Below are 12,635 nucleotides of genomic sequence, written 5' to 3'. Positions count from 1 at the left end.
TGAGTACGAAAGGTAATCGGATCGACTTTAGCAGCGATTGTTTAAGGAATCAACCGTTCTCCGGTCCATAATTGTTCGATCGATTCCCGTTCCCGAATCAGATGCGCCGCATCGTTGTCGACCAGCACTTCCGCCGCGCGCGGGCGCGAGTTGTAATTCGAGCTCATGGTGAAACCATAGGCGCCCGACGAGCGTATCGCCAGCAAATCGTTTTCGCACAAGCGAAGCGGCCGGCCCTTGCCCAAAAAGTCGCCGGTTTCGCAGACCGGGCCGACGACGTCCCAGGTCCGTTCATCGGCCCGGCTGTTCGTCTGCACCGGGATGATATTCTGCCAGGCGCTGTACAGCGACGGGCGGATCAAATCGTTCATCGCCGCATCGACGATCGCGAAGTTTTTGTGTTCGGTCGTTTTCAGGTACTCGATGCGCGTGACCAGGATACCCGCGTTGCCAACGATCGCGCGGCCCGGTTCGAGTAGGATCTCGAGGTCGGAATTGCCGAGGCGCTGCAGGATGGCATGAATGTAGTCGGCCGGTTCCGGCGGTTGTTCGTCCTTGTAGCGGATGCCGAGACCGCCGCCGAGGTCCAGATGATGCAGTTCGATCCCTTCCGCCTGCAGCGCGGTAACCAGTTCGAGGAGACGGTCCAATGCATCCAGGAACGGCCGGTTGTCGGTCAACTGGGAGCCGATATGGCAATCGATCCCGATGATCCGGATGTTCGGCATCTGTGCCGCGCGGCGGTACTCGCTGAGTGCCTGTTCGAAAGCGATCCCGAATTTGTTTTCTTTCAGGCCGGTCGAGATATAGGGATGCGTGTTCGCATCGACGTTCGGATTGACCCGGAACGATACTGGCGCGATCACACCGAGCTGGCCGGCCAGCCGGTCGATCCGGTCGAGCTCGCCGGCAACCTCGATGTTGAAACAGCGGATGCCGGCCTTCAGCCCGGCAATGATTTCATCCTCGCGCTTGCCGACGCCGGAAAACACGATCTTCTCCGGCGCGCCGCCGGCGGCGATCGCGCGCTGCATTTCGCCGAGCGAGACGATGTCGAAACCGGAGCCGAGGCGCGCCAAGAGATTCAACAGGGCGATGTTCGAATTGGCTTTTACCGCATAGCAGATCAGATGCGGATGATCGCCGAAAGCACCGTCGAACGCGCGCCAGCGCCTTTCGAGCGCGGCACGCGAATAGACATAACAGGGCGTGCCGTACTGTTTGGCGATCTGGGTGACAGGTACCTCTTCGGCGAAGAGTTCATCGTTCCGGTAATTGAAATAATCCATCTTTATTCTGAGTGGTTCTTTGTTGGGGAATCGGTTTCTTTGGATTCTGGCTTGGCCGGTTTCGGCGGCGCGGCGTCGACCGGCGCGGGCGTCTCGTCGATGTCGCGCTCCGGAATCGGCGAGCGCGGCTCTTCATCCTCGGGCGACACCTTGAGTCCGGGTGGCGGATGGCCCGGCAGATACAGCGGCCCGGGCTGGCCGCAGCCGGCAAGTCCGAGTACCGCCGGCAGTAAAAGGCAAGGGAGGCTGATCTTCATAACCGTCTGTAAAAGTGGGCGGCCGAGGCCGGGTAAAACGCACATGATAAGCCGAAACCGGTCCGCTTAGAAAGCCGTTGCCGAGTTCGATCTGTTAAATAAGCAATCATAAACTGGTATAGTGCGCACTTTTTGTAGAATTTTTTAAGGAGCGGGCTTTGTTGAGCACGGCATATATCGTTTCCGGTTTCTCGGTGGGGTTACTGGTCGGAGTGACAGGCGTCGGAGGCGGTTCGCTGATGACGCCCTTACTGGTTTTCCTGTTCGGTTTCAAGCCGGCGGTCGCTGTCGGTACCGACCTCTTGTTCGCGTCCATCACCAAGATCGGCGGCGTGTGGGTGCATCACGGCAAGCATAATTCGGTCGAATGGAAAGTTGTGGGTTTGCTGGCGCTAGGCAGTCTGCCCTGCGCGCTCGGAACGCTCTATGTGCTGCGGCAGTTGCACGTGACCGGCAAGGAGATCGGTCATGTGATCACCTATTCGCTGGGTATTGCGCTGATTCTGACCGCTTGCGCCCTGCTGGTGCGCAGCATCCTGATGAATAAAGCGCAAAAGGTTGCTCAGCTCGACGACGATCACAGCACCGAGTCCAATGCGGCCCGCTTTCGGCGTTTTCACGTTCCGGCCACGGTACTGACCGGCGCGGTGCTCGGCGTGCTGGTCACGCTCTCGTCGGTCGGCGCCGGCGCTTTGGGCACGGTGGCGCTGCTGTTTCTGTATCCGAAGATGACGACGCTGAAAGTGGTCGGCACCGACCTCGCGCATGCGATTCCGTTGACCGCGGTCGCCGGAATCGGGCACTGGAGCATCGGCAATGTCGATTTGGTATTGCTGGGCAGTCTGCTGGTCGGGTCGCTGCCGGGCATCTGGGTCGGCAGCCATTTGAGCGCGAAGATTCCGGAACGGTTCCTGCGTCCAGTGCTGGCGACCTTGCTGTTGCTGATCGGCTTCAAATTCGTTTTTCAATAAAGAAATGCGGGAGCATGTAAAACCCGCCTAAACAGCGAATCCGGACGAAGGGCGCGATTAGGGCGAAGATCGTGCATTCTACGCTCGACCATGATCCGTACAGGACAATACCCTCATTCGGGCGAATCGTCTTTTTCGCAGTTCGGCCTTCCGTTTCGGAGCCATCGGAGGACCACGGTCAACAGTTTGCGCAATTCCTCGAGGATCAGCACCGAGGAGGCAACGGCCGCCGCGATGAGCCAGTCGCCGGCGGACAGCGGCGCGGTATGGAATATCCGCTGCGCCGGCAACCAGTGGATTGACAGAACCTGCAGCAAGAATACGCCGAACAGCGACACCCAGAGCATCTTGTTCGCGAAAAAATGCCTGTGGAAGGCGGTGCCTTTCTCGGAACGGGCATTGAATACGTTGAAAACCTGAAACAGCACGAAAGTCGTGAAAGCCAGGGCCTTCGCATGTTCGGCATCGTTGCCGGGCTGCGCATGGAATAGAACGCCCAGGGTGCCGGCCGCCATGGTCAGGCCGTAGGTGAGCAGGTTGCCGAAGCGGCGCAGCGAGAGAATCCGCGCCGTGGCCAAGCGAGGCGCCTCGGACATGGTATCCGGGCGGCCGGGGTCGACGCTGAGCGACATGGCCGGCGGACCGTCCATGATGATATTGATCCACAACAGCTGTACCGCACTGAAAGGGGAGGGCAGGCCGAGCAGCTGGGCGCCGGTGACGGTCAGGATCGCGCCGATGTTGGTCGACAGTTGGAAACGGATGAATTTGACCATGTTCTCGTAAATGCGGCGGCCCTCCTTGACCGCCTTGACGATCGTCGCGAAATTGTCGTCGGTCAGAATCATCGTCGCGGCTTCTTGCGCGACATGGGTTCCGGTCACTCCCATCGCGATGCCGATGTCGGCGATTTTCAGCGCCGGCGCGTCGTTGACGCCGTCGCCGGTCATCGCCACGACATGGCCTTGCGCCTTCAAGGCCTGAATGATCCGGACTTTCTGCTCCGGGGCGGTGCGGGCGAAAACGCCGATGCCCGCAATATGTTCCGCAAGCCGGCGTTCATCCATAGCGGCCAGTTCCCGCCCCTCCAGCACTTGGCCTTCCAGCCCCAGTTCGCGGGCGATCGCCTCCGCGGTGACCTTCTGGTCGCCGGTGATCATTTTGACCCGGATGCCGGCTTTCCGACACTGCCCGATGGCGGCGCGGGCTTCGGCGCGGGGCGGATCCATCAGGCCGACCAGGCCGATGAACGTCAGTTCATTCAGGTAACCGAACAGATCCCGGTCCGTAGCGAATTCGGCGGCGGGCAGCGTTCCGGACGCCACGCCCAGCACCCGGAGCCCGGCTTCGGCCATGTCGTCGTTCCGCCGCATTACCCGATGGCGCTCAAGCGGCACGGTATCGCCGTTGCCGTCTACCGCGTCGCGGCAACGGTCGAGTAAAACTTCCGGCGCGCCTTTGACGTACAGATGGATCTCATCGTCCTGGCGATGAAAAGTCGCCATGAATTTATGGCCGGCATCGAACGGGATTTCCGCAATGCGCGGCTGCCGGCGCAGGGCCTGGAGCTGATCGATTCCGCCTTTGGCGGCAAGCACCAGCAAGGCGCCTTCCATCGGATCGCCGACCACCCGCCGCTCCCGTAAATGGCTGTTATTGCACAAGGCCACCGGCAGCAGCAGGCGTGTCATATTGACGGGTAGCGCGGCGCCTGAAACCGGAAAAATGCCGCCCTCGATCGCGTAGCCGTTGCCGGTGACGCGGAACAGTTGATCTTTGAAAAACAGCGAGCGGACGGTCATCTGGTTGACGGTCAGCGTGCCGGTCTTATCGCTGCAGATGACGGTGGTGCAGCCCAGGGTTTCGACCGCGGCCAGGCGTTTGACGATGGCATGATTGCGGGCCATCCGGCGCAGCCCGAGCGCCAGGGTGACGGTCACCACAGTCGGCAGGCCTTCCGGAATCGATGCGACCGCCAGCGCGATCGCGGTGAAGACGGTTTGAATTAGCGGTTCGCCGCGCAGCAGGGCGCTGCCGAACAATACGGTGATGATCGTCACCGCGATCAACGCCAGACTCTTGCCCAGGCTGTTCAACTGGGATTGCAGCGGTGTCTCGCCATCTTGCCGTTCCGTGAGCAGGTCTGCCAGACGGCCGATCTCGGTCGCCATGCCGGTGGCAGTCACGACCATTTCGGCATGTCCCCGTGTGACGGTCGTGTTCATGAACAGCAGATTGCTCCGTTCGGCGACCGGCAATTCGGCTTGGGGCAACGCTTCGACTTGTTTGGCCACCGGCGTCGATTCGCCCGTCAAAGGGGATTCATCGACTTCCAGCAGGTTCGCGCTGATCAGCCGGCCGTCGGCAGGGATTTTGTCGCCGGTATGCAGGATCACGATATCGCCCGGTACGATTTCGGTCGACGGTATTTCGAAACTGTAACCTTCGCGGCGGATTTTGGCCTGCAGGGCGAGCATCTTTTTCAGCGCGGCCAGCGATTTTTCGGCCTGAAATTCCTGCGAAAACCCGAGCACCGCATTGATTAGCACGACGATCAGGATCACGATCCCGTCGATCACGTCGCCGATCGCGGCCGCCAGTAGGGCGGCGGCAAACAGTACGATGATCAGCAGGCTCTTAAATTGGGCCAGAAACTTGATCCAGACGGGGCGAGCCGGCGCTTCGGCCAGCCGGTTCGCCCCGAGCTTTTCGATACGGCGCGCCGCTTCCTCCCGGCTCAGGCCGGGGGCCTGCATTACGCCAAGCTTTTCCAGTGCCTGGGCCGGGCTTAAGATATGCCAGGCAACCTCGGGCTCGGCCGGTTTGGAAGGCGGGGAAGATTGAGCAGGGCGGCGGCGAAGGCTTACGGTCAACTGCAGGCACAGCAGGATGCCCGTGACCAGGAAGGTAATGAACAATAGGATCAGCGCTAAATCGGGCCGCATGCAATATTGGAAGATTAAAATGATGAACCTTAAGACAGCTCGGGCACGAAGGCTGCCCGTTTTTACCTGCCGTTGCGAACCGGCCGGTCGCCGGGACGGGTGAAGTTCCGGTCGGCAATAAAAGGGGCGCGGGTTGAAATCGATCGCGTGCAACGATGATAGAATGATACCCGGATTTACGATCTTTTGGGACCGCCCTGTCGATAATGAACGATTTATTCCCGATGCGCGTGTTGAACTATCTTTTTATCGTGATCGTTCTGGCGCTCGTCTATTTCGGCTTCGGCGTCCTGGGCCAGCTGCTGAATGTGGCGTCGAGCCATGCCGGTATGCTGGGGCCTTCGGCCGGCATCGCGCTGGCGGCATTGCTGCTGCTCGGCAAGCGCAAATGGCCGAGCGTGTTTCTCGGCAATTTTGCGGTCAGCGCCTTTGTTTATGACTTCGGCTTCGACGAGCCGCTGCTCACAGTCTGTGCGGCGAATGCCGTCGGCGCCTCGCTCAGCGCGCTGCTGGGCTGTATCCTCATCGAGAAGTTCGTCGGTTTTCCGAATCCTTTGATCGAGGACCGCTGCGTGATGCTGTTCATGCTGCTCGGCGGTCCGGTCGCTTGCATGATTACTCCCACCGTGGGAGTGACGGCGTTGTACCAGGCAGGGATGATCGAGGCCGCGCAGTTGTTCCCGCATTGGTTCTCCTGGTGGATCGGCGACATGATGGGCGTGCTGGTATTTACGCCGATCATCTTGATCGCCTATGGGGAGCCGCGGGCAGTCTGGCGGGAACGCCGCTATTCGGTCGGTCTGCCGTTGATTGCGACTTTCGCGCTGGTGATCGTCCTGTACCTCTATGTCAGGCAGTTGGAGGCGGAGCGGCGGCGTCAGGAATTTCACGATCAAACCGTCACTTTATCCCAGGCGATTGTCAACCGTTTGCAGGGAGCCACCCATGCGGCCGATACGGTGCGCAATTTTTTTTACGGTTCCCGCCGTGTCGAACAAGCGGAATTCCTTTTATTCACTCGGCAAACGCTGGGGCCGTTTCCCGAAATCAAATCGACGAGTTGGGTTAAACTTGTCGGCGGCGGAAGAATCCATCTGGAATTCACGTCGTTGCTGAATCAATACACCGATAATACGGAAGCTGCCCAGCCTCCGTTGCCGCCCGCTCTCAAAAACTTTTTCAAGAACAACCGCCAGATAAAGCAGAAAGACCTCTATCTTACTGCGGAAAACGGGCAGATTACCGTACTTGCCCCGGTTCTTACCCGTGAACCGGCCAATGATAACGGAAGCTTTTTGGGGCTCGTTTCGACCACCTTGTCGATGGCCGATGCCGTGTATTTTTCGACCCGCGTCCTGAAAAAAACGTGCTGTTTTCTTTCGATCGGGGTGGAGGATCGGGAAACCGGAACCTCCAACCTGATTTATTCGAATCTGCCGACCGCTTTCCCTCACGCGAAAGCGTCCGTGCAATTCTCGAAAGATGTTGCGGGGTATCAGTGGCTGCTGTCTTTTTATGACGCCAGAACCGACTATCAGCCCCATTGGCCGATCTGGATCGTGCTGATCAGCGGCCTGCTGTTCACCAGCCTGTTGGGCGCCTGTCTGTTGATGCTGACCGGGCGCTTCTTCCGGACCGAGTCTCTGATCAAGGAGCGCACCGAAGAGCTGCTGAAGGCTAAAATTGCGGCGGAAGCGGCAAACGAATCGAAAAGCCGGTTTTTGGCGAACATCAGCCACGAGCTCCGGACCCCGTTGAATGCGATACTGGGCTTTTCGCAATTGCTGCTGAAGAAGCGCAGATTCCAGAAGGAAGATTACGAGCAGCTCAATACGATCAAGCAATGCAGCAATCATTTGCTGGAACTGATTACCGGGATTCTGGATCTCGCCTCGATCGAGTCGAACAAAATCCGAACCGACATCAAGGTCTTCGACAGCCATAAACTCTTGAAGAATATCGTCGAAATTTGCCGGTTGAGCGCCGAAGCCAAACAGCTCGAGCTCGACGTTAACGGCTTGCCGATTCCGCGCCTGCTGATGGGAGATCAAAAGCGCATTCGCCAGGTGATCGTGAATCTGCTCGATAATGCGATCAAATATACCGAAAAGGGGCGGGTGACCTTGACCTCGAATTATTTCGACGGGTGTTGGCGAATCACGATCGAGGACACCGGCTGCGGGATCGCCGAGCAGGATCTGGAAGCGATCTTTACGCCTTTCAAGCAACTGAACGAGGACGGATTCATGCGGCCCGGCCTCGGGCTGGGCTTGACGATTACCCGCGAATTGATCCACATCATGGGCGGTGCGATCGAGGTAACCAGCAAACCCGGCGTCGGCAGTATTTTTTCGGTGTCGCTGCCCCTGCCGAGCACGCGGGATGAACAATCGGCCGAGCGGATCAATCTGCCTGCCCGGCAGCCGTTTGACGGGCCGCTCCGGGTACTGATCGCGGATGACAGCCAGATCAACCTGATGCTGCTGGCCAATCTGCTGGAGCTCGAAGGCTGCAGCGTCGATGCGGTCGTGAACGGGCGGGAGGCGCTGGCGATGATCCAGCGGAACGACTACCGGCTGGCGCTGGTCGACTTGAACATGCCGGTGATGTCGGGGCTTGAGTTATTGGTGATCGTCAAAAGCCAGGGCAAGCCGCTCAAAATGGTGGCGGTCAGCGCCTATGCGGAAGAAAGCCGGATCAACGATGCGCTGGCGGCCGGCTTCGACGGCTATCTGACCAAGCCGATTCACGATGAAGAACTGACCGCCCTGTTGAATTCGGTGCGGGGGTGACGATTGTCGTTCGGCATTCGATTCACATTTTCAGTCCGTACTGTGGCGCTCCTTGATAAAAACCTGGGTCGGGAAGTCTTTAAATTTAAAAACCATAAAATAGATACAGGTTTGACACAAACGAAAATATTCATTTTTCCCAAGCCTGCCGCATCAAAGTCCCAAAATCCCGTTGCGATAACACGTCGGAGCAATCTCGCCAATCCTTTTCGGAAGGAGATATGTGTGCGTTATAGCGTAAATCAAAGCCGGTGGCCCGTTTTTGCGCATCGATGTACTGATCCATTTTTTCATCCAGAGTCTCGATATCTTCGATCCAATCGTCCTTGATCGTATCCGGTAGCGATCCAAATAAGTTGAATTTATCCCGCATCCGTTCCGATAAGCGCGCATAGACTTTTTCATCGACAGTTTGCTCGTTGACAAGATTCAGCATATCCACATTGTCCCTAACCTGTCCGAAACGTTTGATCCGTCCGATACGCTGTTCCAGCTTGGTTGGGTTCCAGGGTAAATCGACGTTAATCAACGTTCCCAATGTCTGCAAATTCAAACCTTCACAAGCAGCGTCAGTAGCAACCATTACCCGGATTTCATGCTCGGCCACTTTGATTTTTAAAATCTCGCGCGCTATGCCGACGCTATCCCCACCTTGATACAAGCGGCTACGCCCTGCCCCGGCATAGAGGCCTATGGCTTCGTCGGGAAAGCGCGCAGCTAACGAATCGGCTAACCAACGCGCAGTATCGTAATATTGGCTAAAAATAATGCAGCCGTGTGCTAGCCAGCCTTCATTGATCAGATAGTGTAAAACCGCCTCGAATTTGGCATCGGAATCAATCAATTGTAAGCGATGCAATAGCAATTCCAGCGCTGCACGCTCTTCATCGGTCTGTAACGCAACATCTTCCTCTATTTCATCCATTTCCTCATGCAGTGTTCGTCCTTCTAACAAGGCTTTGGCCGTATTGATCCCGGCTATCAAGCTGGAACAAATCCGTTGCTGCATTAGATTTTTCATAAACCCTGCACCTTTACCGCGCTTGCCCAACACTTTACCGAAACGCCTGGCTTCGTTGCATGCTTCCCGGAAATGCTCATCCGTTCGAACCGCCAAGCCTTCGAATAAAGCATTGAAGGCATGGATGTCTTTGACCCGGTTGGCGTCGGGGTGCACATCGACACCCACTCGTTTTAACAATCCTGCATCTTCCAAAGTAGTCCGCTTGCGCAGTACTACATGGCGAACAAATGGATTTTCACGCTGAAAGAAAGGCGCATTGGCCACGCGTCTCTCCAGTTCGAGTTCGAAATCTTCACGGGTTCCCAAATCCAAATCGGCAAGCCGTCCCGCCTCGAATTGCTTGACGGCCATGCCCAAATCCTGCCGAATCGCGCTGTACAACTGACGCACGCGGCTATCCGACGTGGAATTAACGGGCGGTAAAGGCGATCTCAACATTTCCCAAGCGGTTTCTAGTTCAGTGACCTCTTGTTCCCCGGATAAAATAGGCAGTACTTGATCAGGCTTGTGCCAACAAGCGTAATCATTGCCCAGAACAAAATTGCCTTTCCCCTGATGGAGTACACGTACTAAGTCCCATAAATCCTCAGGAGTGGTTTGTATCGGAGTTGCCGTGCCAAGCAAGACATGGTCGGCGCGAGCGGCAATTGCTGTAATAAATGCCAACAATTCGTTGGGTTCCCCTGCATTTTTACCAAACCCCTGACGAGTTCTGGCTTTATGTGCCTCATCCAAAATTGCCAAACCAAAATTTAAATCCAGCAAATGCTGCTTTTCAGTGGAATCACGCATCATCAAACCGGTGGAAACGATGCCGATCCGTAAAGGGCAGGCCGCTATGTGTTCCGGGCCTGCGGGAGAAATCGTGCGCTCGTCGGCATCCAGCCAAAGCTTTTTGGTCGTGTGCCAGCGCGCGGTGGGAATGCCCAACTTGTCCAACAACTCGGTTTGCCATTGTTCGCACAAGGTCGCCGGCGCAAAAATGAGGATGGGTTTACGACGACGCTTTTCTTTTTCCGTGAGCAGGCATAAAGCCAAAGCCGCCGTAGCCAGGGATAACGTTTTACCGAGTCCGACTTCATCGGCCAGCAACAGGCGCACGGCGCCATAATCGCGATAATGCTTGAGGCATTCGGCAACGAAACTCTGTTGCCAAGGCTGCAATGACAAGCCTTCTCGATACAGCGGCGACTCGATCAGTGCCGCTGGCGCAAGGTTGTCATCATCCGCCACGTCGTCCAGCAAAATTTCATGCCGATGGCTGCGACGGCGCACTTCCTTGCAAACGGCTTCCGGCAAGGGCTTCGCCGCATTCCACAGATATTCAAATTCCGCCTCGATCCAGGCTACGCCTTCGGGCGAATCGTCTTCCCAGAGAATTTCATAATGATGTTGCCAGCCGCTACGCGTCTCGTTCATCGAGCCGATAAAGCCGATCTTGCGGCCATCGGCACGTTGAATCACGCCAGCCTTGCCGTGCACAAAGCCGCAAATGTCATCGGGCGCGACTCTTATCGCAGCGCCATGCTGCTGCAGAAACGCATCCAGTCGGCGATAGCGATCGCGATTCAACAAAGCCTCGGCTTCGATGGCATTGGCGTTCCAGCGTCCGAGCATTTTCGTTTCGCGTAATTGCGCGACTTTCAGATCATCGGGGTGAATGTCGACATTACAAACAATTTTGACGTCGGGAATGTGTTCCAGCCATTCGTGCGCCACCTCGAACAGCGAACTGGTGAAATAGCCGGCAATGCGGCGATAACTTAAGGCGCCTTTTAATTGCTCGGCTAAAAAGCTTTGATCCAGACGGTAGGTTCGAGATGAAAATCGGCGTAGGGTCATGGTCTAATCTAATCGGTCCAGCCAGTAATTGGGCTTGCGATGGAGATGGGCGGCGGCGACGATAATAATGCGATCGGCATCGATGCCATACAAAATGCCATAGGGAAATCGCTTGACCAAACAACGTCGGATTTCGTTGCCGAGCAAGGCGTAAGATTTTGGAAAGGCAACGATCCTTCGTATTGCCGCGTCAAATTCCGTTAAAAATTGGACGCCCAAGTTGGGTTGCTGCGTTTCATACCATTGAAAAGCCTCGTCCAATTCCGCTTCAGCAGCCTCAAGAAATTCGACCCTCATTTATATTTCTGCATGACCGCATCATAACTCACCGTCTTTAGCTCGCCTGCCCGGTAAGCCTGCCATCTTCTTTGTGCTTCCTCACGCCAAACCGCGTCTATTTCCGGATTGGGCGTATCCAGATCGGCTAACAATAATTCGACCAATTGCAGTTTTTCCAAGGGGGGCAATGGGTTTGCTTGTTGATAAATCGCTTGATAATTTTTCATGATCTTGCTCCAAGAGGCCAAATATAGACAACAAACTTCATACCGACAGGCTGGCAATAAATGCCTGCTGTTCCTGCTCGCTTAAAAATTCGTTTTCATCCTTTGCTTCTTTACAGTCCAGATAAAAACTCAGGTCTGCCAGCTCCTGATGTTTTTTTTGTATTAACTCCCGTAGAAAAGCTTGTTGCACTTCATTCGGTAACGTTTCGTAAAGTGCATAAAGACTATGGGCGGTGTCGGTGGGTGCTGTGTTCATGAGTCTTTCTCCAAATAATAACTTTTTCGTTTTCTCGTTCCCACGTGCCGCGTGGAAATGCAGTATGAGACGCGCCAGCGTCACGTTTTAGTTAAACCAGTCAGTATCTATTTTTAACACCCCGTCTTCCCCTGCGTAGTTGCGAGCACTGGAATTACGCCAGTGCACAGGGTTATCGACATAGCCGCGTTTTACAGGGTTATGATGAATGTATTCAATTTTTTGCAGCATCATCTCATGATTTTGTATTTGTTGAGGATGCGAGCCTTCCTCCCAAACCTGATATTCACGGTCTTTTTTGTGCGCCTTTTTATAAAAAGTCAATTGCTTGAGTATGCGTTCGGCCTTTTGAGCTTTAAGTACGTTCAGTAAGCATTTGGCAGTCCAGGATTTAAAACTGCTTATTTCCGCTGCTAAAGCTGTCGATTGGGCAATTAAATGCAGGTGGTTTTCCAAAATGACATAGGCGTAAATTTTTAGATTGCGTTGCTCCTGACGATAAGCCAATGCGTCTAAAATAACTTGAACCGTCTCCGGACGGGTAAAAATCGAAATCCAGTTGTTTATCGTGCAGGTCAGAAAATGAGGCGCTTGCTGCTCGTATATTGTGTAGCGAGATCGACCCATAATGCGTTTCCGTTTTTTGGTGATTAAGTTCTGGTTTCTCGTTCCCACGCGCCAGCGTGGGAATGCAGTTTACGACGCGCCAGCGTCATAGTGCAGGACGCTGGCGCGTCCGCACTCGGTTCCCAC

The 12,635-nt window shown here is 55.7% G+C and carries 10 protein-coding genes; 2 read left to right on the top strand and 8 right to left on the bottom strand.

What is annotated here, in order from left to right:
• Positions 1-41 precede the first annotated feature (41 nt).
• On the bottom strand, positions 42-1,289 hold the full coding sequence (gene lysA, locus CC94_RS0103115) for a diaminopimelate decarboxylase (protein ID WP_005373850.1): 1,248 nt from the start codon (positions 1,287-1,289) through the stop codon (positions 42-44).
• Positions 1,290-1,291: 2 nt separating this feature from the next.
• Positions 1,292-1,546, bottom strand: a complete 255-nt coding sequence (lptM, locus tag CC94_RS25430; protein WP_005373849.1) for an LPS translocon maturation chaperone LptM — start codon at positions 1,544-1,546, stop codon at positions 1,292-1,294.
• A 161-nt stretch (positions 1,547-1,707) separates the two neighbouring features.
• Between lptM and CC94_RS0103105 the strand changes: the two genes are divergently transcribed.
• On the top strand, positions 1,708-2,517 hold the full coding sequence (locus tag CC94_RS0103105; RefSeq protein ID WP_031429780.1) for a sulfite exporter TauE/SafE family protein: 810 nt from the start codon (positions 1,708-1,710) through the stop codon (positions 2,515-2,517).
• Between the two features lie 113 nt (positions 2,518-2,630).
• On the opposite strand, the gene CC94_RS0103100 is transcribed toward CC94_RS0103105, so the two are convergent.
• Positions 2,631-5,462, bottom strand: coding sequence for a calcium-translocating P-type ATPase, PMCA-type (locus CC94_RS0103100; RefSeq protein ID WP_005373845.1), 2,832 nt, complete (start codon positions 5,460-5,462; stop codon positions 2,631-2,633).
• Between the two features lie 206 nt (positions 5,463-5,668).
• Here CC94_RS0103100 and CC94_RS21175 point away from each other — a divergent pair, with 206 nt between their 5' ends.
• Positions 5,669-8,254, top strand: coding sequence for an ATP-binding protein (locus CC94_RS21175; RefSeq protein WP_005373844.1), 2,586 nt, complete (start codon positions 5,669-5,671; stop codon positions 8,252-8,254).
• 130 nt (positions 8,255-8,384) lie between these two features.
• On the opposite strand, the gene CC94_RS0103090 is transcribed toward CC94_RS21175, so the two are convergent.
• From CC94_RS0103090 to CC94_RS0103070, 5 genes are all read right to left on the bottom strand, one after another.
• Positions 8,385-11,120 carry a phospholipase D-like domain-containing anti-phage protein gene (locus tag CC94_RS0103090; protein ID WP_005373843.1) on the bottom strand — a complete coding sequence of 912 codons (2,736 nt, stop codon included), beginning with the start codon at positions 11,118-11,120 and terminating at the stop codon, positions 8,385-8,387.
• 3 nt (positions 11,121-11,123) lie between these two features.
• Complete coding sequence (locus tag CC94_RS0103085) at positions 11,124-11,417, bottom strand: type II toxin-antitoxin system RelE/ParE family toxin (RefSeq protein WP_005373842.1); 294 nt, start codon at positions 11,415-11,417, stop codon at positions 11,124-11,126.
• A complete protein-coding gene (locus CC94_RS0103080) occupies positions 11,414-11,626 on the bottom strand; it encodes an addiction module protein (RefSeq protein WP_005373841.1) in 213 nt (70 codons plus the stop codon). Before CC94_RS0103080 ends, CC94_RS0103085 begins: the two co-directional genes overlap by 4 nt.
• A 37-nt stretch (positions 11,627-11,663) precedes the next feature.
• A complete protein-coding gene (locus CC94_RS0103075) occupies positions 11,664-11,882 on the bottom strand; it encodes a hypothetical protein (RefSeq protein WP_005373840.1) in 219 nt (72 codons plus the stop codon).
• Between the two features lie 87 nt (positions 11,883-11,969).
• The gene (locus CC94_RS0103070) at positions 11,970-12,509 is read right to left on the bottom strand and encodes an REP-associated tyrosine transposase (protein ID WP_005373838.1); all 540 of its coding nucleotides are present in this window, start codon (positions 12,507-12,509) and stop codon (positions 11,970-11,972) included.
• Positions 12,510-12,635: the final 126 nt, after the last annotated feature.

It is taken from the genome of Methylomicrobium agile (assembly GCF_000733855.1).
In the GTDB taxonomy this organism is placed as follows: Bacteria; Pseudomonadota; Gammaproteobacteria; order Methylococcales; family Methylomonadaceae; genus Methylomicrobium; species Methylomicrobium agile.
Note: the sequence above shows the minus strand (reverse complement) of the source record. Positions and strands in the feature narration are given on the sequence as shown.